This window comes from Streptosporangium sp. NPDC005286 (assembly GCF_040607515.1).
GTDB lineage: Bacteria > Actinomycetota > Actinomycetes > Streptosporangiales > Streptosporangiaceae > Streptosporangium.
Genome location: NZ_JBEXGU010000004.1, coordinates 22,856 through 43,788 on the forward strand (window position 1 = coordinate 22,856; position 20,933 = coordinate 43,788).

Genomic DNA, 20,933 nt, shown 5'->3' on the forward strand with positions numbered 1-20,933 from the left:
CGGGTCAGCCCGGAGCCTGGCCGAGGGCGGTGGCCAGATCCTCCCCGGCCCATCCGGTGCCGTCTCTCCAGATCGTCGTGATGCCGAAGGCGGTGGTCAGCATCGCCGGCGCCCACGCGGGCTCGGGGGCCTGGGGGAGCACGAGGAAGAGGTGCTCCGCGTGGTCCCCGCCGACGTGCTCGACCTCCATGATCCGCAGTACCGCCTCGCGCATCCGCTCGTAGGTGTGCCCGCCCTCTCCCAGGACCTCGTACAGGACCGCTCCCCGCGGACCCTTGCAGGTGATGTCGGCGAGAGGGGACTGCGAGGGGGCGAGCCTGGCCCCGTGCAGCTCGGCGATGAGCCGGTAACGCACCTGCTCGTGGACGTGGCACTGCCTGTCGGCGCCGACCCGCTCCTCCAGCGAGGAGACGAAGGACCGGAAGCTCTCATCCGTGGCCGGGGTGTCGGGCCTCATCGTGGTGTTCTCCTCGGCGCTGGTGGATTCCTCCGGTACGGGGTGTGCCGATCCGTTCTGCGCGGTGATCGTGGCAGTGGCCGGTTTCCCGGGCACGGTGAGCGTTGAGGTGGCGAGTTCTTTCGGTACGGGGTGTGCCGACCCGTTCTGCACCGTGATCGTGGTAGTAGCCGGTTCTTCGGGCGCCGCGAGCGCCGGGGCCTCCGGTCCGCCCAGCACCGCGGGGAGCGGCGCCGCGTGGACGACGGTGAGCGACTGGGTGCACCTGGTGATCGCCACATAGAGCCGGCGCGGCCCCGCGGGCCCCTGGTCGGCGATGGCGGCGGGTTCGACCACCACGACGTGGTCGAACTCCAGGCCCCTGGCCATGGTCGCGGGCAGCACGCTCACCGGCGGTACGTCGTCCGCCGCGACGGTTCCCTGCAGCGCCGCGACCTTCCGCTCCAGCTCCTCCAGCAGCGCGGTGCCGTCGGGGGCGATCAGCGCGACCGACCGCGACCGCTCCAGGTCGGCCGTGGCGAGATCCAGCGCCCGCGCGAGGGCCTCGTCCGCCAACCGCTCGGGTCCGGTGCGCGCGATCGTCAGCGAGGTCTCGTCGGCGGGGCGTACCGACACCGGGACCGTGGTGGACAGGGACACGGCCCTGGCCAGCGGCGCCGCGAACCGCATGACCTCGTCGGGGACCCGGTAGCCCACGGCCAGCTCGGCCAGGTGCCAGCCGTCGCGCCCGCTCAGGATTCCGGCGAGCCGTCCCCACACGTCGTACTGGCGGGCGCCGGTGGTCTGGGCGAGGTCGCCGAGCACGGTCATCGAACCGCCGGGGCAGCGGCGGGCGATGGAGCGCGCCTGCATGGGGGTGAGATCCTGGGCCTCGTCCACCACGATGTGCCGGTAGCGGCGCGGCTCGTCCCCGGACAACAGGTGGCGCAGCTCCTCAAGGCAGACGAGGTCGTCGGGAGTCCAGGGCTCCTCGGAGGCACGGCTCACCCGGGGGCGCAGTACCGCCTCCTGCTCCTGTTCGGTCAGCACGCCGGGAGCCGCCGCGTGGATCGCGTCCGGGTCGTTCAACGTCCTGCGCAGGATGGTCTCGGCGTTGAGCGCGGGCCACATCGCGTTGATCAGGGAGGCCACCCGGCCGTGCTTCTCGATCCCGGACCGCAGGGCGCCGTCCGGTCGCTGCCCGGGAAGCGCCTTGGCGTACCTGCTCAGCAGGCGGTCGACGAACGTGTCGACGAACTTGCGGCGGCGGACCAGGTAGGGGCCGCTGGAGTCGCGCGCCTCGACGGCGAGCGCCTCGATCTCGGTGCCGGGAAGCGTCAGCGCGGCTCCCCGGTACGGGGTGCTGAAGACGTCGTCGCTGATGTGCGAGGCCGGCGCCTCGGGCCGGATGCCGCTCTCGACGACGCGGCGCAGCACCTCGGCCATCCGCTCGTCCGACTTGACCAGGTGCGCCGCGGGAGTGTCGACGGCGCGGACCTCGCCGTCCCAGAGCCGCGCCACCTCCACCGTCGCCACCCCCCGGCTGCCGAGCCTCGGCAGGACCTGGCTGACGTAGCGCAGGAACCCCCGGTGCGGTCCGATCACCAGGACGTCGTCCGGGGTGAGCCCCCGGTTCGTCGGGTCCAGCAGCCAGACGACGCGGTGCAGGCCGACCGCGGTCTTGCCGGTCCCCGGGCCGCCCTGCACGACCAGCACCCCCGGCCGTCCGTCGGAGACCAGGTCCAGCTGGTCTCGCTGGATGGTCTCCACGATGTCGCGCATCAGCCCGTCGCGGGCCCGGTCGAGGTCGGCGAGGAGGAAGGCGTCGGCGTTCTCGCCGGGTGGCTCCTCGATGGGGGAGACGGCCTCGGGGACCTCCTGGAGTCTGCGGTTCGCGACCCGGGGCCGGATGTCGTCGAGGTAGTCGGTCACCGTGCGCCCGTGCAGGCGCAGCTTGCGGCGGAGCCGGATCTCGCCGGGGCGGGAGGCACGGGCCTTCATCCAGCGGACCGCCTGCTCGGTGGTCCAGCTGATCACGACGAGATCGCCCTCGGCGTCGCGGACCGCGCGGCGTCCGATGCGCCAGCTCTCCCGGCCGTCCGGGTCGTCGGCGACGTCGACGCGCATGAAGACGAGCGGTTGCTCGCCGAGGTCGTCCTCCACCCCGAACTCGGGGGGCACGTCCGGGACGAAGGGGAGGCCGGTGTCGGGGTGCTCCTGGCCGTGCGTGCTCCTGACCCGGTCGGCGCCGAGCCGTCTGCGCTCGACGCAGTCGTACGCGTGGTCGACGGCGCGCTGCTCCTCGGCGATCACGGCGATGCGCTCCTCGTGCGGGATCACCAGGGCACGGATGCCCGCGCCCGTCCCGCTCGTCCGGTCGCCACTCGCCGCTCCGGCGGCGCGGTCACCACTGGCCGCCAGGGCGACGGGGTTGCCGCCCCGGGTCAGGGTGGCACGGTCGACGCTGCCCATGTTTCCTCCGAGGTCGGTGCCCGGCGGCACTGCTGGACTGGGGGTTTCCCTCGACGGGACGCGCGGCCCGAACCGGACCGGAGCGAGGGGACTCCGCTCGGTAATCCGATCAAGTGTGCGCCGCGTCACACTCATGGACCGTAGACCATCTTCCAGGAAATGTGAACTGAACGCACAAATATTTTTTATGTGAACCTTAGTCCTGAGTGTGGTCTTCGCGATGGACTCTTCCCGGGAGAGCATCCCCGGCCAGGCGCCGGTGGCGTACGGACACCGGTTGTGCGGCGTCCACCCGCGAAACGGCCGTGGTCGTCCACCGCCGGGTCGCTCAGCCGCGTGGCAGCCGCCGGAGAGTTACTTTGAAATCATGACGAACTCCTCAATGCAGGACACGCGGTCGCGTCGATACTGGGACAGGCAGGCCGACTCGTACGACCGGCGGATGGAGTTCGTCGAGCGCCGCTTCTTCGCCGGCAGCCGTCCGTGGCTGTGCGGGCAGGCGTCCGGCGACACCCTGGAGGTGGCGGTCGGCACCGGCATGAACCTCGCCCACTACTCAGGAGACGTCCGGCTGACCGGGGTGGAGTGGAGCGCCGCCATGCTCGCGGTGGCCCGGCACCGGGCCGAGACTCTCGGCCGGGCGGCCGACCTGCGGCAGGGCGACGCGCGCGCACTGACCTTTCCCGACGAGCGCTTCGACACGGTCGTCTGCACGTTCTCACTCTGCGGCATCTCCGACGAGCGGGCGGCGCTGGAGGAGATGGCCCGGGTGCTCAAACCGGGCGGCCTGCTGCTCCTGGCCGACCACGTGGCCTCGTCGTCCTGGCCGTTGCGAATGGGGCAGCGGCTGGTCGACCTCTTCAGCGTGCCGGCGGCCGGCGAGCACTACTGCCGCCGGCCCCTGATCGGGGTGCGCGAGATGGGATTCGCGGTGGAGCGGCACGAGCGTTTCAAACTCGGCACCATCGAGCGGTTCGCGGCCAGGAAACCGGCCGCCGGGTAGCGGCTTCCGCCCGGCCGCGTCGGCTCAGCCGAGTGCGTGGCCGGTGGTGGCGTCGATGTGGCCGGGAATCGGGTCGTGCCGGTCGCCGACCGATGGGGTGCCGGTCGGTTCGAACATCAGGATCGAGGCACCCCGGGCCGACGACGGCCGGTGCTCGACACCGCGAGGTACGACGAACACCGCACCCTGTGGCAGCGTGACGACGCGTTCGCCGGTGTCGGCATCGCGCAGGGCGATGGACAACTCGCCGTCGAGCACCATGAAGAACTCGTCGGTGTTCTCGTGGACATGCCAGATGTGCTCGCCGGACACCTTCGCGATCCGGACCTCGTAGTCGTTCACCCGGGTGACGATTCGCGGGCTCCACAGCCTGTCGAAGCCGGCCAGCGCGGTCCGCAGGAGGATTGGTTCAGCGTTCATGGGGCCATCGTGGCGGGTGGCGTCCAGGCGGCGCGAGTGCTAGGAATCGCACATGTCGCATGGATTCTCGCAGGGAACGGCGGGCCGGCCTCACCGGGTGACCGTGATCGTCGACAACGGCTCGAACCCGTTCGAGCTGGGCGTGGCGACCGAGCTGTTCGGGCTGCGCCGCCCCGAGATCGACGTGCCGTGGTACGACTTCACGCTCAGCGCCGCGCTGCCCGCCGTCCGCATGCACGCCGGAATGTTCACGCTGTCGAACGTGGCCGGGCTTGACGCGGTCGACGGGGCAGACACCGTGATCGTGCCCAACCGGCCGGATCCGCTGGTGGAGCCGGCCCCGGAGGTGCTGAACGCCATCCGGCGCGCCGCCGGGCGGGGCGCCCGGCTGGTGAGCTTCTGCACCGGCACGTTCACCCTGGCCGCGGCGGGCGTCCTCGACGGTCGCAGGGCCACCACGCACTGGCGCTGGGCGGAGTCGTTCACCGCCCGCTACCCCGAGGTCCGGCTCCAGCCCGACGTGTTGTTCGTCGACGACGGCGACGTGCTGACCGCGGCGGGCAGCGCGGCGGCGCTGGACCTCGGCCTGCACCTGATCCGCCGCGACCACGGCGCGGAGGTAGCCAACACGGTGAGCCGTCGCCTGGTGTTCGCGGCGCATCGGGACGGTGGTCAGCGGCAGTTCGTCGAACGGCCGGTTCCCGCCGTCCCCGACGCCTCCCTCGGCTCCGTGCTCGCCTGGGCGCAGGAGCGGCTGGACCGGCCGCTGACCGTCGCGGACCTGGCGGCACGCGCGGCGGTCAGCCCCGCCACCCTGCACCGGCGGTTCGCCGCCCAGCTCGGCATCACCCCCCTGGCCTGGCTCACGGCCGAACGGGTGGCGCTGGCCTGCCGGCTGATCGAGCGAGGCGAGCTCCGGTTCGACATGGTGGCCCGGCTCAGCGGGCTCGGAACCGCGTCGAACCTGCGGGCCCGGATGCGGCGGCAGACCGGGCTCAGCCCGCTGGCCTACCGGCGGCGGTTCGGGCCGGACGCCGAGCCGGCCCCGGCGGGATGAGCTCCTCGGTCAGTTGGTACGGGTGTTGGGGAGGTGCTCGCCCAGGTAGCCGATCCAGATCTTGCCGGTGGTGCCGGCGGAGTCGTCGTGGAAGTACATCCGAGGGGCAGGGTACCCGACGGACCGGAGCTTGATGTGCGACTCCATCAGGACCTGCCCGCTCGGATGCACCTCGGGCGGGACGGCGAACCTGCGGGGGGCGCTGAACTTGGAACGGGTGACCACGCTCTTCGACTCGCGCATGGAGAGCATCCCGGTGGGGATGGTGCGGCGACCGGGAGAGTCACCGGCGCACCAGTCGTAGAAGCCGCCCGCGAACCTCCCGCTGGACCGCGCCCCCGCGAAGTCGTCCAGGGCGCGCAGCGCGTCCCACGCCTTCGCCGCCCAGGTACGGCACTGGATGTGATGCTCCAGGTCCAGCCGGGCGGCGGCGCCGTCGGTGTCGCCGACACCGATGTGATGCAGGCTCTCGCGGGCCTTGGCCAGAACCTCGACCAGGCCGCCGGGTTCGAACACCGGATCGTCCTCGGTCACCCCGTACACCGGCTGGCCCGCCTCGGCGAGCCTGCGCTCCAGCCAGCGGACCCGCTCGGCGAGCTTCCTGGCGCTCGTGACGGTCTCGGCGTACTCCTCGTTGAGCAACCGGTGCTCGTCGCGGAGGTTCTTCTCCGCCTCGGTGGCAGGCCCGTCGCCGCGCCGTTCCGCGACGATGTCACGCAGGCCGGAAAGGTGCGCGCCGAGCACGCGGATCTCGCGGAGCACCTGGCCGGAGTCGCCCGCGATCTGCGACGAGGTGGCGAGTCCCAGCGCCGTCTCCAACTCCCCGCGCAGTTCCTTGACCACCATGTCCGCGACACTCTGGGCGATCTCCGCCGCGGCGGAGACCGGCCCGGTTTCCACGGTCCCCCCGGCCGCCTCCGCGGTGGCCTCCGCGGTGGTTTCCGCGGTGGTTTTCGCGGTGGTGACGGTTTCGGCCTTCGGGACGGTAGGACGCCTGGTCATGGCCATCATCCGCCGCCGCATCTCCTCACGGGCGAAATCGACCTTCGAGGGCCGGGGTGCGGCGGCGTCGGCGATCTTGCCCAGTTCGGCCCGTCCGGCGAGTACGCGGTGGACGACGTCGAGCGTGCGCCGCACGTCGTCGGGGACCTTGCGATGTGCGGTCTCACCGATCGTCCCGTCGACGATCCGGTCGAGGGCGGTGGCGCCCCGGCCGCGGATCGCGGCGTCGCCCATGGGCGGGTGCCGGCGGGGATAGTGCTCCCCGGCGGGATCGAAGGGGGCGAAGTAGGTGCGGATCGCCCCGCCGAACACGCCCAGCTCCGGGCCCATCGCCTCGTTGAACCGGTCCTGGGCGCGCAGGTCGGCCAGCCGTACGACCAGGCCCGCGCCGGCGACGCCGTCGGCCAGATGATCGGCGCGCTCCCGCGCCACCTCGGGGTCGCGAGGGTCTGAGGAGACGACCAGTATCGGTACCCGGCGTCGGGGCTCGGTCATCACCGAGACGAACCGCTGCACGTCGTCCTCGGTGAGGAGCACCGCGGCGCCCTCCACCTGGACGGCGCCGTCACTGATTCGCGCGGTGTTCAGGTACGCCGGGAGGAAACCCGGTGCCTTCACCATCGCCGGTTCCGGTTGCTGTTCGGCTCCCTGTTTCCCGCGCTGCTTCGCGCTCCGTCTCCCGGTCCGGTCCGGTTCCCGTCTCGCGACCGGGTCAGCTCCCCCGTGCTGCTCCACGGTGACGACCACCCATCCGGTCATGTTCGGCGTCGATTCGGTGTAGGTCACCCGGGTCCGCAGGCGCCCCTGCCCGTACGGCTCGTCCAGCGTGTAACGGCCGCAGTCGCCGCGCCGCTCCATCACCAGCCGGGCCCCGCCGGCCTCGGCCTCGTCCTTCACCACCGCGGCGCTCGGCGGCGGGAACCCCTTCCGTACGACCCAGTCGGAGAAGCTGCGGCGCAGCCGGATCGAGATCGGAGGGGTGGGGTCGCGTAGCACCGCCTGATATAACCGCGTCACATTCGACGTCATGATCACGACACCTTCATCAACATCGGGGAGTACGGCTCGCGTCCGGTGAATGGACGTCGGCGCGTACGAGGTTGGATGTCAGCGAGGCCCGAAGGTTCCCGCAGGTGCGCATAGTGCGGCATGAACGCTTATTTGGGAGGGGGTTCCGCAATATCGGTGGTTAATAGGGTGGTATTGGATGTTTCGGCGATGCGGAATCTCCGGCCCTCACGGATTCAGAGGTGGCCGCGCGCGTCGCCGCCCAGCCGGCGGATCCCGAGCCGGTGGCCCGCTCGCGCCAGTTCCCCTTCCGGTTCCTGGCCGCCTACCGGGCCGCGCCCTCGCTGCGCTGGGCCTACCCGCTGAAGCGGGCACTGGCGCACTCGCTGGCCGCACGCTTGTGCTGGTAGACCGGTCGCCGTCGATCCGGCACGGCGCCACTCCGTCGGGAAAGGAGAACCGGCACACCTTCGGTGGCCTGACCGATGCGGCCTTCCGAGTGATCCCGCTGCTGGACTCCGGCCGTAACGCGGACTGGCCGTTCTGAACGGGACGCGTTGTCGTGATCCGCTGACATTGTCATAGCCGAGTGTAATGATGGCCTCACGTACCGCCATTAACTATCCCTGGTGGCGGGCGAACAACGATAAGAGCTGAAAACGACTGATAGGAGTAGCGTGGTACTGGGACGGATTCGGGGAGGCGCCGTGATGAGCAGACCCCTTGAGTCGCCCAATCCCCTGGCCAGTGCGATCCTCGCGATGCTGAAGGCGGCTCGTGAGACGGACGTCGAGCTCACCCCGGAGACGCTGGCGAGGCTCCTCTATCTCGCGGACCTGGATGCCATCGAGTCGGGGCGGACGCAGTTCAGTGGGGCCACCTGGCGATGGGACGACTCCGGTCTCTACGATCACGCGCTCACCCGTGCCGAGGACTGGGTGGTCGAGAGCGAGCTGGTGGAGCGAGGAGAGGCGCCGTATGGTGATCGCGATTCGTACGTGCTCACCGTGACCGTCGACATCGAGGATCCGCTGAGCGCGGCGGACATGGAGTGCGTCCGGAGTGTGCTGCGCCTCCATGGGGGCAAGAGCGCGGCTGACCTGGAAGAGTCGTCCGCCGAGACCGCGCCCGTGATCGAGGCCCAGGTGGCGGGGGATCGGGGGGTGCTGCTCGATCTCAACCGGGCACGGCGCCGTCAGCAGGTGAGGGCGCGTCTTGAGCGGTTCCGATCGCGGCGTGCGGCACGGCCTCCGGTGGAGGACGATCCCGGAGTGGATGACGCGCTCAGGGCGGAGTTTCTGGAGATGAGGGCCAGTCTCCGACGGGCCAACACGAAGACGCTGGATGATCGATGAAGGGATCCATCCGCAAGGGTGGCGTCTACCTCGTCTCCGACCGGTCGCTCACGATGCCCCCCAACGATCAACGCAACTACCACATCAAACGGCCGGTAATCATTCTCAGCGGCGACGCGAAGAACGAGCAGGCCACCTGGTCTCTGGTCTACGTCGTCCCCACATCGACGTCGACCACGCTCAGGACCGAATACTGTGTCAAGCTCGCCCAGGGCACCGGCAACCTACCGAGCAAATGCTGGGCGAGGGCGATCTGCGCCCAACCCTTCCTCAAGGAGGAACTCGGTGACTACCTCGGACAGTTGTCACCCCAGGTCCTCCTCCTGATCGAGGAGAACCTGTTCGCCTACCTGGGCACAACCGACTAAGGGCAAGGCCGTCCATCTGGACACTCACCGGCACGGGGGCGTTGCCGAACTCCGGGTCGATTGCGGGTGTCAGCCGGGCTGGCTGCTGTCCTTGTGTTTGCCCCAGCCGTGCCAGCGGTCGATCTCGATCCAGGCGCTGACCCGGCCGCGGTCCCGCTGCGGGTACTTCTTCCCGAGGTACTGCTGGGCCAGCCGGTCGATGTCGGTCAGATCCTTGTCGTCGTGTATGTCGGAGACGTGCCCGATGATGCTGATGTGCGTGTACCAGTTGTTCTCTTCGAGCACGGTGAGGGCGACCCGGGGGTCGTCGCGTAGGTGGTTCAGCCGCTTGCGGCCCTCGTCCATGTTGACCAGGATCCGGCCGTCGTCCCAGAGATACCAGGTGGCGGTGGACACCGGCCGGCCGTCGGACTGGAGCGTTGTGATGACGGCCGGATTCGGCCTCTTCAGCATGGCGACTGCTTCCTCGGGAAGCGGCGGGTTCGACATGATCTCTCCTCTTCGCGTCGGCGTCTCACGTCCCGGACGGTGACGGTTACGCGACCTTCCGTACGCGGTCCGTTCCGTGCTGGGACACCGAGGGAACGCCTGTCGAGGCCGGAATCCCCGGCCCCGGACAACCGGCCGCAGGAGTGAGAGTGCCCATCTCGGGTCGAGCCGCAAACCCTCGACCTTGGGACTTTTCCCGGACCAAGGCCGGTGCGGGGCTCATCAAGGGCAATACCTGTCCTTCGTGACTCCTCCGCTCCCCGAAGGGAGCGGCTTCTCGCCAAGCCGCCGCGGCGTCACAAAGGGCAAGCCCTGCCCTCAGGACATGGACGGCGAGCGGGGCGCCCACTCACCGCGATCGGGCGAGCCGGAACCCCAGGTCGTCGATGCGGAAGGTCGGGTGACTCTTGCGGCGGCACGACGCCCGGCATCCTCGGGGGTGATCGTACAGACCGCCGCCCCGGAACACCCGGTACGGGCCGTAGACCTCGGGATCGTAGACATCCCAGCACCACTCCCACACATTGCCGATCATGTCGTGCAGGCCCCACGCGTTCGGCGCCCTGGTCGCGACGTCGTGCACCTCGCCGCCGGAGTTCCCGCGGTGCCAGGCGATCTCGTCCAGCTCCCCGTAGCGCACGCCGGAGGTCCCGGCCCGGCACGCGTACTCCCACTCCGCCTCGGACGGGAGGCGGTAGCCGTCGGCCGCCCAGTCGCAGACCACGTCCTGGCCGTCGGGGTCGTCGCCCATCGCGTAGCAGGGTTCGAGCCCCGTCGTCCGTGAGAGCAGGTTGCAGAACCGGACGGCGTCCATCCAGGAGATCTCGGTCACCGGCGTCCACGGCCCCGCCGGACTCGCGGGCACCTCGCCTCGAACGGCGCGGTACAGCTCGCGGGTCACCGGATACGGCGCCAGACAGAAGGCCCCGACCTCGACCTTCCAGATCGCCTTCGTGCCCTCGTCCCGCAGGAAGATGCTCCCGGCGGGAATCTCGACCAGGTGCTCGGCGACCGCCTGGCGCAGCGTCGACTCGGAGCTCATCGCAGGTCCCGTTCCACTCGATCGGTCCGGGTGAACGACATGCGGACACACCCGTTCGCGAACGCTACCAGGCGCCCCACGTCACACGCGTGTCCTGCTTGAGCCTGACCCGAGGGCGACCGCGTCTCAACGCAGCAGTGATCGCGCGGTGGGCGCCAGCCGGAGCCGCTGGGGAGTGCCGGTGAGCGTTTCCGAACGAACCGGTTCGGAGCGTCGAGGTCGCGGAACTGGCCGATGACGGTCATCCCCGCCGCCTCCTGGGACTCGATGAACTCCCTCTCGAAGAGGTCGATCAGCACATCACGTCCCCCCTCGTGCAGGGTGTACTGCCTGAGCTCGACGATCGGGCATCGGCTGTCCTTCACCGGCGAAGATCCTTCCGTGTTGCTGGAACAAACATTGTTACTACTGAAGGCGTGCGTCATCGCGCCTACAGGCAGTCCCGCAGCACATCGGCGATCGAGGTGCGACCGAGTTCGCGGCGCAGGCTCTGGTCGGCCTGCTCGTAGACCACGCCCAGCACGGGCCGGATGCCCCTGCCGATCGGGCACTCCAGGTTGGGCTCGGTGCGGTGCATGGCGAAGAGCGGTTCTCGCTCCACGGCGTCGTACACCTGGAGCAGGGTGATGTCCTCGGGTGCGCGGGCCATGCTCCAGCCGGCCCCGGCCCCGTGACGGACCTCCACCAGGCCCGCCCGGCGCAGATCGCCGAGGCTGCGCCGGATGATCACCGCATTGGTGTTGACGCTGGCGGCGACCTGCTCCGAGGTCAGCCACTCCTGCCCGCGCCGCTGGGCGAGCGCGATCCAGGTCAGAGCGTGTACGGCGATCGTCAGCCGGCTGTTCGCAGCCATCGTCCTCCTTGCCTGTAACAATGTATGTTACATCCAGACGGCCGACACCGAACCGATGCCGGGCGAAGGAGCCAGGCGCGGGCAGGAACTTCTTCGTTCGCGGGGTTCGGGAGGGGTTTACGGTCCGAAACCAGCGCGGCCCCGCCCGGCGGATCGGGGTGACGGGGCGCGGTACAACGACACCTGTCGAGGCCGTCGGGAACTGCTCAGGGCCGTGACGATGGACGGCGGGAATGTCGAGGACCGGATCGGGAAGCACGTCAGGAACCGCTCCCGGGCACCCTTTCCCGGAGGTCGGCCTGGAGGAGCCCGTAGCCGCCGGTGACGCGCCAGTCCGGGGTGTCCGCGTCGAGGTTTCTCAGGGTCGCCGGGGGGATGCCGACGGCCACGTCGGATTTGAGGGTGCGGAGCGCGGCGACCGGGCCGGGAAAGTACGCGACCGTGTCGGCGAACGGGGTGGTGGCCGGCCAGGCCCGGTCACCCACCAGCCGCCGGTAGTTGAGATCGCCCTTCATGATGGTCAGCGATGCCCGCTCGAACAGAACCGCGAGGTCGGCGGGGAGCCGGCGGAAGGACCAGGGCGCGCAGTAGAAGTCGTGGACGTACGGCGAGAGTCTCCCGTCCGCGGTCGCCTTCCGGAGCCGGTGGAAGGGCGCGCCGTCTGTTTCGGCCAGGCGGTCCAGGGTGTCCGCGAGGTCGGTGGTGGTCGCGTCGGACACGTAGTAGGGATGCGGCTTCAGATGAAGAGCGACCGAGGCCGCGTGCCCGTGTTCCAGGAGATGGTCGATGAGGATCAGGTCCGCGAGCAGCTCGCGCCCGGCGTTGTCGGCCACCACCACGACCTCGGCCCCGGGAGCGAGCGCGTTCCACATCTTCGTGCTGTCGTCGCAGACCAGCTCGGTACTCGACGATTCGGTGAGGGTGCCCATTGCGAAACTCAGGTCGGCGCGGTTGCCCCAGAGCGCGGCCAGCAGCTTCGCCTGACCGGACGCGCCGGCCGTCGGCCACTCAAGGTCGTCGAGGGATGCCAGCTCGGCCCGCTTGAGAGGGGCGAACGGGTCCACTCCCCGCCACGGTCCCGGCTCGAAGAACCCGACCGCGTCAAGCACCCGCCGGTAGAAGTACGACTCCGACCAGAGAAAAGGGGCCTCCGACCAGGGTTTTCCGAAATGCTCGGCTCCCCAGCCCGCCCACACCTCCCGATCATGGGCCTGCGCGCCGAGCGGCTCCATCACCCCGGAGAAGATCTCGGCGAGCAACGCGTCCAGCGCATCGTGCTCTTTCGGACCGTACGAATTCGTGTCCTTGATCTTCGCTACCAGCTTCGGAGTGCGATCGTGCCAGACCTGCCAGGCGTAGCCCTTCGGATCGCTGTTCAGCAGCTCGGGCGGTAGCTCGTCATTCACGGAAGTTCTCTGGCTCCTCGTCGGCGGGCGTCCGTATGACAACCGTACGCGTCGTGCCAAGCGACACGAGAGTGGGCTCTGATCCACCCTCGATGATCGTGCGACTCAGGGTGAGATCGAGAGCTTCGGACACATGGTGCCGGTGTACAGGCTGACATGCACAGCGATTCGCCCCTGCAATGTCGGTCGAGGTCGATCACCGAAGCAGTCCGGCCGCCATGCGCGCGAGGATCGATGCGATCGTAGACGCGCACCTCATGCCGCATCGGCGTAAACGCGGTCGAAGCCGGAGGAGGCCTTGCTCAGGAAAGATCGATGGCGAGACCGGAAGTGGCGATGCCGATCTCGCCGTCGTATTCGGCCCCGGCGGCGGCTTGCGCGGCTGTGGCGTCTGTGCCTGGCTGCAGGTGAGTCAGTAACAGGTGTCGGGCGCCGGCTTCCTTGGCTTGCCGGCCTGCCTGGCGGGCGCTCGACAGGTGGCGCCGCGAATCCTCCGGAACCCGGTCCACATAGGTGGCCTCGGCCAGAAGCAGATCAGCGCCGCGTGCCAGGTCCACCACATCGGGGCTCGGGCCGGTGTCACCGGTGTACGCGAGCACCCGCTCGCCCGCTGTCAGCCGTATGCCGGCATTGGGCACCGAGTGCGGCAGCAGACGGGTCCGCGCGCGGAACGGGCCGATGTCGAGCGAGTCGCCGGCGGTGAACTCGTGCAGGACATAGACGTCGGTCAGCATCCCCGGGCGGTCCAGCGCGAGTACCGCATCCAGGGCGCCGGGCAGCGAGTACACCGGCAACGGTGCCGGCGGGTCATCACGCAATGCCCGCGCCCGCAACAGCGGGTTCAGGTCGGCACAGTGATCGGGATGTCCGTGACTGATGAACACCGCGTCGACCTGATCGGCGGTGATCCGTTCCAGCAGCCGCGGCACCGTCGCATATCCAGGGTCGACGAGTAGCCTGAACACACCGTGCTCCACGAGGTAACCACTGCAGGCCTGGCCCGCCCCCGGCCACGCACCGCATCCGCCAAGGATTGTCAGCAGCATCCATGAACCCTAACGGCCGGCTCACCAATCATGGCGCGCCCGTACGAGCTGTGCACGTCAGCCCGTACGCCGACACATGGTGTCGTTGATCGCGATACCGTAACGGGCCGCGCATGGCAGTGGCCCCCTGCTCCACCGGCTCACCGAGTTCCGCTTTTTCGGTCACCCGTCATCCGCGATGAATTCAGATCTCTGCCGCTTCGCGTAACGAATGACACGCGCGACACCCACGAGGTGCTCAGGGCCGACGGGATCAGGCTGGACACGGCCGACCGGGCGGGCCCCCGGTTCGGTGACATCGGTTTCTGTCGGATTGAAATGCTACTGATGGCCATCACAGTGATTCCAATTACTTGTGGAGCTGCCAGATGGCAACGGTCACCTTCAGGGATGAGACCGCGACGGGAAAGCCGATAGAGGAGTTCACCCTCCCCGACCTGCCGGAGAGAATCTCGGCGCGGGAACTGGTCCGGCTCAGGGTCCGCGAGGAGGTCGCCCGGTACAACGCGGCCCCCGCCGCCCGGTTCAACGGCCTGGTCCGTCCCGAGGACGCCGAGGTGGAGTTGAACGGCTACCGGATGGGTGCGAAGCGGCGGATCGACTGGGAGCGGCAGGCGGACACCGCCGAGCGGGCGTTCCAGCGCAACGGGTTCCTGCTGCTCGTCGGGGAGCGTCAGATCGACGACCTGTCCGAGATGATCGACCTGACCGTCGACCCGGTGGTGTCCTTCATCAAGCTCGTTCCGCTGGTCGGGGGCTGAGGAATGGGCGTCATCGACGACTTCCCCGGCTCTCACGACTATGTCCTGCGCTACCTGGACGCGTCGGACCGCGACGCCTTCGCCCGCTTCGACGCGGCCTTCGAGGAGGGGACGCTGGGGTGGTTCCGGAAGTACCACCGGCCGGTCTGGGACGCCCTGCACGACCAGATGGAGGACGCGCTGGCCGAACCCGCGGAGAACGGCCCGGCCGCCCATCAGTGAGATCACGGTGCCGCGGCGGCTCGCCGATCCTCGCCGAGCCGCACTCAGGAGAGCTGACGGGTGGCCAGCTGGGCGAACAGGCCGTCCTTCACGGCCAGTAGTTCGTCGTAGGTGCCCTGCTGGACGATCCGTCCCTCGTTCATGACCACGATGCGGTCGGCGGCCACCACCGTGGAGAGCCGGTGGGCGATCACCACCCGGGTGGCGTTGAGCCGGCGGGTGCTCTCGGCGACCCGGCTCTGGGAGGGATTGTCCAGCGCGCTGGTGGCCTCGTCGAAGAAGACGATGCGGGGCCGGGCGACCAGCGCCCGAGCGATCATGAGACGCTGCCGCTGGCCGCCGGAGAGCGTGCTGGTGCCCTCGGAGAGCACGGTGTGCATGCCCATCGGCATGGCCCTGATGTCGTCGGCGAGCCCGGCCATCTCGGCCGCCGCCCAGGCGTCGTCCACCGTGTGGATGCTGCTGCCGACGATGTTGGCCTGGATGCTGCCCGCCTGCAGCGCGCCGTTCTGGAGCACCACCCCGCACTGGCGGCGGACGGCGGAGACGTCGAGTTCGGCGAGGTCCTGGCCGTCGTAGAGCACGGTGCCCGACAGCGGAATCTCGAAGCCGAGCAGCAGCCGCAGCACCGTGGACTTGCCGCTGCCCGAGGGGCCGACCAGGGCCACGAACTCGCCGGGCTCGATCGACAGGGCGACCCCGTCCAGGGTCAGCGGACCGTCCTGGCCGTAGCGGAACGACACCTGGCTGAGCGCGAGCCGTCCGGACAGGTCGCCGGGGTCGGCCTTGGTGCCGTCGGTCTCCGGCCGGGCCTCCAGGATCGGCTTGATGTTCTCCATCATCGGCACGACGCCCATCGCGGTGACGGCGGCGGCGGTGAACTGGAGGCTGGAGGCCAGCAGCAGGCTGAGCGCGGTGAAGAACGGCAGGAAGGTGGCGACCGAGACCTGGCCCGCCATCGGTCCCGCCACCACCGCGAACACGACCCCGGTGCAGACCAGCGGGAATCCGGCGTTGAACGTGGTCACCGCGTTCTGGATGCGACGGGCCGAGGCGGTCAGCGAGCGGCCCCTGGTGACCTCGCGCGTCCACTCGGCGAACGCCCGTTCCTCGGCGGCGGCGGCCCGCAGCTTCGGCATCGCGGTGAGCATCTGGAAGACCCGGGCCGACATGGTCCGCTCGTGCTCGTAGGACTGCCGCTGCCAGCGGAGCTGCATCCGCCCCGCGACGATGGCGAACCCGAGCCCGAACAGCATGAGCCCGGTGGCGACCAGGGCCAGGCGCACGTCGTAGAAGTAGACCAGGACCAGGTTGGCCGATCCGGTGAGCAGCCCCAGCGTGGCCGTGGTCAGCATCCCGGAGAGCATCTCCTGCGCCGAACTGATGCCCAGCACCGTGGTGCCCAGCTCACCGGTGGAGTAGCGGGCGAAGAACCCGGCGGGCAGGGAGAGCAGCCGGGTCCACAGGCCCGACTGCAGGGCCGAGGTGGTGCGGCTCTCGACCCGCAGCACCGCGATGTTCTGCACCACCGACAGGGCCGCGATCACGAACCCGGAACCGATCACCACCAGGGAGCCCTGCACGATGAGGTCGAGTTCGGCCCGGACCGTGAACACGCCGAGCACCTTGCCCGTCATGATCGGGACGAGCAGTCCGAGCAGCGCGACCAGCACCCCCATGGCGGCGAACCGCAGCAGGTCACGGTAGTTGCCGCTGTCCAGGAGCCCCAGGCGCAGCAGCGCGCCGACGGTCTTGATCGAGGTGGGCAGCGGCCGGTACAGCACGTGCGCCCGGTTCTCCAGGTTGCGGGCGACGGCCGCGGTGACCGGGGTGAGCACGCCGTCGTCCACCATGACGTAGCCGCGACCCATGGTCAGCAGCGCCACCGGGCGGCCCGCGGAGTTGCTGCCCACCATGGGCCCAAGGTCCTGCGTCCACCACGGGCCGTCCAGCCGTACGAGCCGGGTCCTGACGCCGGAGGCCAGCGCTATCGCCTGCAGGTCGCCCACCGGGCGGTCCTGGCTGCCGCGCCGCACCGGCGGCCGGACCTCGAACCCCAGGTGCGCCGCCACCAGCCGGGCCGCGGCCAGCGCGGGCGGATCGTTGGCCACGTCGGCCAGTTTCACCTGGACCTCGGTGTCCCGCAGCACGGCGTCGAAGCTCCGTACGGCCTGCGTCAGCACGGTGCTCTCGCGTTCACGCAGGCCGGTCAGGGCGGCGCGCTCCTCCTCGCGCCGCCGTTCGAGGCGTTCGTCGACGGTGTCGAGCAGCCGGACGGCGTGGGCGGCGAGGAACTCGCAGAGCAGGCCCTCGTCGAAGACCGAGTGCAGCGAGCGGGTCCGCAGCCGGGTCCTGGTGCGGGCGACGAGCCAGTCCCTTTCGGTCAGGCAGATGTCGCTGCCCGCGCCGAGCACCAGATCGTTGCCGCCGACCTCCACGTCACCCGCCTCGACGCGCACGCAGCGCACGCCGTCGACCGATCGCACGGCGCGGCCCGCGTCCAGCTCGGCCGTCCCGTTGCCGGGCAGCGGGACGAACTGGCGGGGCGGCAGGGGAGCGGGCAGCGCCTGGGCCAGCAGTTCGATGCCGCGGCTGAGCCCCTTGACCAGCCAGGCGGCGGCCTCGGCGGGCAGGTCGTGCAGAACCGCGACCGGGACGTCGGAGAGTACGGCGCCGGGCACCGGGCGGGCCACGATCACGTGGCGTGGCCCCGACCGCACCCCGCAGGCCAGCACCGTGCCCGCCTCGGCCCGGCCCAGAAAGTTCCAGCGGCCGTCCAGCTCGTCGTCGGCGGTCCGGACCGCGAACAGGTCCACCGCGCCGGCCTCGACCAGCAGCATCCGCCCGGGGTTGTCGAGGATCGTGAACCGCTCGGTGCCGAGGTCCAGCGGGATGGCGATCCCGGCGAGAGCAGCGGGGCTCACAGTCCTCCTCCGGTGTTGAACAGCCGCGTGTAGATGCCGTCGGCGGCGAGCAGCTCCTCGTGGATGCCGCGCTCGGCGACCTCGCCGCGGTCCAGGACGATGATCTCGTCGGCGTCGCGGATGGTGGACAGCCGGTGGGCCATCAGCAGGCAGGCGCAGCCGCGGCGGCGCAGGTTGTCCATGATGACGTACTCCGTCTCCGGGTCCAGGGCGCTGGTGGCCTCGTCGAGGATCAGCAGGGTCGGCTCGGCGGCCAGGGCGCGGGCCAGTTCGAGCCGCTGCCGCTGGCCGCCGCTGAAGTTGCGGCCGTCCTCGCGGACGAACGAGTTGATCCCGCCGGGACGGGCCAGCACGGCGTCGTAGACGGCGGCGTCGCGGAGCGCGTCGAGCACCACCTCGTCGGGGACCGCCTCGTCCCACAGGGTCAGGTTGTCGCGTACGGTCCCGGCGAACAGCACGATGTCCTGGTCGACGTAGGCCATCGAGCTGGCGAGCACGGTGCGCGGGATCTCGTCCAGCGGGTGGCCGTCGAGCAGGATCCGGCCGGCGCGTGGCTCGTACAGGCCGGTCAGCAGGCGGCCCAGGGTGGATTTGCCGCTGCCGGAACCGCCCACGATCGCGACCCGGCTGCCCGGTGTCATGCTCAGCGAGAGGTTCTTGATGACCGGATCGCTCAGCGGGCCGTACCCGAAGGTGACCTCCCGCAACTCCAGGCGGCCCTCCAGGCGGGTGCCGAGTTCCGCCCCGCCGCCGGCACGCTCGAAGCAGCGGGCGATCGGGTGCCGCTCCACGTCGTGGATGCGCTTGGCGTCGGCGCTGAGGTCCTGCAGGCGGCCGCCGAGGTTGGTGAGCTGGGTGACCGGCCTGCTCAGCGCGGCCAGCAGGGTCTGGAAGGAGATCAGGATGCCGATGCTGAGCACGCCTTCCACCACCCGCAGCCCGCCGATCAGCAGCATCAGGCCGGTGTTCACCGTGGCCAGCAGGGGCGGGACGACGACCAGCACCGCGGTGGGCACGCCGAGCCGCTGCTGCGCGGAGACGACCTTGGCCAGGAAACCCGCCCAGCGGGTGAAGGCGTCGGGCTCCGCGCCGGTGGCCTTGACCGTCTCGATCATGCTGAGCGTGGCGAAGGTGGTGCCGGTGAGGTTGCCGCGGTCGGTGCGGAGTGCGGTGACCGCGTCCTTGCGGGCCCGGGCGACCCAGCGCAGCACCAGGATGTTCAGCGCCGCCATGCCGACGCCGATGACGCCGAGCAGCACGTCGTAGCGGACCAGCAGGGCGGCGTAGAACGCCACCAGGACCATGTTGATCACCGTCAGCGCGAGGTCGCGGGAGAGGATCTCGGCCACCGTGTCGTTGGTGGAGATCCGCTTGGCGACCTCGGCCGGTCGGCGTTGCAGGAAGAACTCGATGGGCAGCCGGAGCAGGTGACGGAAGAAGCGGGCGGAGCCGACCAGCCCGACCCTGATCTCCAGCCGCAGAAGGTAGTACTGCTGCACCGAGGTCAGCACGAAGGTGGCCGCCGCGGTGAACACCATGACGATCAGCAGCGGCGGCAGGATGTCAGGGGAGTTGCCGCTCAGCACCCGGTCGATGAACACCCGGTAGTAGGCGGGCCCGGCGATGCCGGGCAGCAGCAGCAGCGCGCTGGCCAGCAGCACCAGCGGCAGGGCGCGTCCGGACGGCAGCCGCCACTGGAGCAGCGCCTTGCTGAGCTTGGCGCGTTCGCCCCCCGGCTTGAAATCGGGGCCGGGTTCGAAGGTCAGCATGATCCCGGTGAAGCCGGAGTCGAACTCCGACCACTCCATCAGCCGCGGACCCGAGGAGGGGTCGTTGATCGCGACCATGGTGCGGCCGAACCGGGTCACCAGTCCCTCGACCACGATGAAGTGCTGGAACGCCCAGAAAATAATCACCGGCCCGCTCTGGTCGCGGAGCAGCTCGGCCTCGAGCTGGAACCCCTTGGCGATCATTCCGTAGGAGCGGGCCGCCGCGAGCATCGAGGATGCCTTGGACCCGTCCCTGGACACCCCGCACCGGCCCCGCAGCTCCTCAAGCGGCACGTGCTTGCCGTAGTGGCCCAGGACCATCGCCAGCGCGGCCGCGCCGCACTCGACCGACTCCATCTGGATCACGGTCGGCACCCGGTGCCGGTTCTTCCTGCGGGGGCGCGGGGGGCGTGGCTGGTTCTTGGGCGCGGGCTTGGCGGGCTCCGCGGGGTTCAATGTCGTGTTCGTCATCGGTGCCTCCTCCGCTCAGCGCCCGAGCACCAGGTCGAACGGCGTCTGCTCGCCCAGGTGGATGGAGGCCGACACGGTCACCTGGGAGTCGAGCTGCACGGGCGGTCCCTGCGCGGTCGACCAGGTGTATCCCGAGTGCGAGTTCTGGTCGGGGATCAGGTCCACGATGATCATCAGGGGGGCCTGGACCGCGGCGTATCTTTTGGCGGCCAGCTCGCCGCCGACCAGCCCGGCCAGCGCCTCACCGGTCAGGGGGTAGCGGCTGACCGAGGTGACCTGGCCGCGCAGCAGTCCGAAGGCCGCGGCGGGCGCGGTGGACACCTCCAGGTCGACCGGGCGGCCGGGGGCGATCCACGCCGCCCGGTCGGCGGGTACGAACACCATGGCGACCAGGCGGTCGTCGGGCAGGTCGGTCCGCTCGACCGTGGCGACCGTGGTGCCGACGGCGACCACCTGGCCGTCGCTGACCGTGGTGCCGACCACCTGGCCGGTGAACGGGCTGGCCACCTCCTGGGTCTTGCCGTCGGCGTCCTGCAGCTCGGCGACGGACTGGCCGACGATCACCCGGTCGCCCGGCCGGACCAGCACGCGGCGGGCCAGCCCCGAGTAGTGGCTCTGGATGCGGGCCGTACCGCCCGGGTGGGTGAGGACACCCGGGGCGGCGACCGAGATGCGCAACTCGCCGACGAACGCCCAGGCCAGCCCGCCCGCCATCACGATCATCACGACGAAGACCGCGATCCAGCCCCGGGGGGTGGCCAGCAGGGTGGGGGAGTCCAGCTCGTCGGGCTCGCGCATCCGTTGCAGCGCCTGGTAGCGGAATCTCATC

19 protein-coding genes are annotated in these 20,933 nt (G+C 70.1%); 7 read left to right on the forward strand and 12 right to left on the reverse strand.

Features of this window, described 5'->3' with window-relative positions:
• Positions 1-4: 4 nt before the first annotated feature.
• Complete coding sequence (locus ABZU75_RS02800; RefSeq protein WP_355548736.1) at positions 5-2,908, reverse strand: hypothetical protein; 2,904 nt, start codon at positions 2,906-2,908, stop codon at positions 5-7.
• Between the two features lie 367 nt (positions 2,909-3,275).
• On the opposite strand from ABZU75_RS02800, the gene ABZU75_RS02805 reads away from it, so the two are divergent.
• Positions 3,276-3,911 (forward strand): class I SAM-dependent methyltransferase, encoded by a 636-nt coding sequence (locus ABZU75_RS02805; protein ID WP_355548739.1) that lies wholly within the window; start codon positions 3,276-3,278, stop codon positions 3,909-3,911.
• Positions 3,912-3,935: 24 nt separating this feature from the next.
• Here the strand turns inward: ABZU75_RS02805 and ABZU75_RS02810 are convergent, their stop codons facing one another.
• Positions 3,936-4,331, reverse strand: a complete 396-nt coding sequence (locus ABZU75_RS02810) for a cupin domain-containing protein (RefSeq protein ID WP_355548742.1) — start codon at positions 4,329-4,331, stop codon at positions 3,936-3,938.
• 52 nt (positions 4,332-4,383) lie between these two features.
• Between ABZU75_RS02810 and ABZU75_RS02815 the strand changes: the two genes are divergently transcribed.
• Positions 4,384-5,388 (forward strand): helix-turn-helix domain-containing protein, encoded by a 1,005-nt coding sequence (locus ABZU75_RS02815; protein WP_355548745.1) that lies wholly within the window; start codon positions 4,384-4,386, stop codon positions 5,386-5,388.
• Between the two features lie 9 nt (positions 5,389-5,397).
• On the opposite strand, the gene ABZU75_RS02820 is transcribed toward ABZU75_RS02815, so the two are convergent.
• Positions 5,398-7,419, reverse strand: a complete 2,022-nt coding sequence (locus tag ABZU75_RS02820; protein ID WP_355548748.1) for a hypothetical protein — start codon at positions 7,417-7,419, stop codon at positions 5,398-5,400.
• 221 nt (positions 7,420-7,640) lie between these two features.
• Between ABZU75_RS02820 and ABZU75_RS02825 the strand changes: the two genes are divergently transcribed.
• The 3 genes from ABZU75_RS02825 (at position 7,641) to ABZU75_RS02835 (ending at position 9,121) form a co-directional block, all read left to right on the forward strand.
• Positions 7,641-7,808 carry a hypothetical protein gene (locus ABZU75_RS02825; protein ID WP_355548751.1) on the forward strand — a complete coding sequence of 56 codons (168 nt, stop codon included), beginning with the start codon at positions 7,641-7,643 and terminating at the stop codon, positions 7,806-7,808.
• A 300-nt stretch (positions 7,809-8,108) separates the two neighbouring features.
• Positions 8,109-8,753 (forward strand): hypothetical protein, encoded by a 645-nt coding sequence (locus ABZU75_RS02830; RefSeq protein WP_355548754.1) that lies wholly within the window; start codon positions 8,109-8,111, stop codon positions 8,751-8,753.
• The gene (locus tag ABZU75_RS02835) at positions 8,750-9,121 is read left to right on the forward strand and encodes a type II toxin-antitoxin system PemK/MazF family toxin (RefSeq protein WP_355548757.1); all 372 of its coding nucleotides are present in this window, start codon (positions 8,750-8,752) and stop codon (positions 9,119-9,121) included. Before ABZU75_RS02830 ends, ABZU75_RS02835 begins: the two co-directional genes overlap by 4 nt.
• Positions 9,122-9,190: 69 nt before the next feature.
• On the opposite strand, the gene ABZU75_RS02840 is transcribed toward ABZU75_RS02835, so the two are convergent.
• From ABZU75_RS02840 to ABZU75_RS02865, 6 genes are all read right to left on the reverse strand, one after another.
• The gene (locus ABZU75_RS02840; RefSeq protein WP_355548760.1) at positions 9,191-9,610 is read right to left on the reverse strand and encodes a PPOX class F420-dependent oxidoreductase; all 420 of its coding nucleotides are present in this window, start codon (positions 9,608-9,610) and stop codon (positions 9,191-9,193) included.
• A gap of 349 nt (positions 9,611-9,959) precedes the next feature.
• Positions 9,960-10,652, reverse strand: a complete 693-nt coding sequence (locus ABZU75_RS02845) for a formylglycine-generating enzyme family protein (protein ID WP_355548763.1) — start codon at positions 10,650-10,652, stop codon at positions 9,960-9,962.
• Positions 10,649-11,017, reverse strand: a complete 369-nt coding sequence (locus ABZU75_RS02850; RefSeq protein WP_355548766.1) for a hypothetical protein — start codon at positions 11,015-11,017, stop codon at positions 10,649-10,651. Before ABZU75_RS02850 ends, ABZU75_RS02845 begins: the two co-directional genes overlap by 4 nt.
• A gap of 65 nt (positions 11,018-11,082) precedes the next feature.
• Positions 11,083-11,505, reverse strand: coding sequence for an Rrf2 family transcriptional regulator (locus ABZU75_RS02855; protein WP_355548769.1), 423 nt, complete (start codon positions 11,503-11,505; stop codon positions 11,083-11,085).
• A 260-nt stretch (positions 11,506-11,765) separates the two neighbouring features.
• The gene (locus ABZU75_RS02860; RefSeq protein WP_355548772.1) at positions 11,766-12,911 is read right to left on the reverse strand and encodes a damage-control phosphatase ARMT1 family protein; all 1,146 of its coding nucleotides are present in this window, start codon (positions 12,909-12,911) and stop codon (positions 11,766-11,768) included.
• Positions 12,912-13,213: 302 nt separating this feature from the next.
• Positions 13,214-13,957, reverse strand: coding sequence for an MBL fold metallo-hydrolase (locus tag ABZU75_RS02865; RefSeq protein WP_355548775.1), 744 nt, complete (start codon positions 13,955-13,957; stop codon positions 13,214-13,216).
• 368 nt (positions 13,958-14,325) lie between these two features.
• Here ABZU75_RS02865 and ABZU75_RS02870 point away from each other — a divergent pair, with 368 nt between their 5' ends.
• Positions 14,326-14,718, forward strand: a complete 393-nt coding sequence (locus ABZU75_RS02870) for a hypothetical protein (protein WP_355548778.1) — start codon at positions 14,326-14,328, stop codon at positions 14,716-14,718.
• 3 nt (positions 14,719-14,721) lie between these two features.
• Positions 14,722-14,940, forward strand: a complete 219-nt coding sequence (locus ABZU75_RS02875) for a hypothetical protein (protein ID WP_355548781.1) — start codon at positions 14,722-14,724, stop codon at positions 14,938-14,940.
• Between the two features lie 44 nt (positions 14,941-14,984).
• Here the strand turns inward: ABZU75_RS02875 and ABZU75_RS02880 are convergent, their stop codons facing one another.
• Genes ABZU75_RS02880 through ABZU75_RS02890 form a run of 3 tightly spaced genes read right to left on the reverse strand, consistent with a single transcriptional unit; the run spans position 14,985 to position 20,932 of the window.
• A complete protein-coding gene (locus ABZU75_RS02880) occupies positions 14,985-17,864 on the reverse strand; it encodes an NHLP bacteriocin export ABC transporter permease/ATPase subunit (RefSeq protein WP_355548784.1) in 2,880 nt (959 codons plus the stop codon).
• Positions 17,861-20,104 carry an NHLP family bacteriocin export ABC transporter peptidase/permease/ATPase subunit gene (locus ABZU75_RS02885; RefSeq protein WP_355548787.1) on the reverse strand — a complete coding sequence of 748 codons (2,244 nt, stop codon included), beginning with the start codon at positions 20,102-20,104 and terminating at the stop codon, positions 17,861-17,863. Before ABZU75_RS02885 ends, ABZU75_RS02880 begins: the two co-directional genes overlap by 4 nt.
• A 15-nt stretch (positions 20,105-20,119) precedes the next feature.
• The gene (locus tag ABZU75_RS02890) at positions 20,120-20,932 is read right to left on the reverse strand and encodes an HlyD family efflux transporter periplasmic adaptor subunit (protein ID WP_355548790.1); all 813 of its coding nucleotides are present in this window, start codon (positions 20,930-20,932) and stop codon (positions 20,120-20,122) included.
• Between the last annotated feature and the right edge of the window lies 1 nt (position 20,933).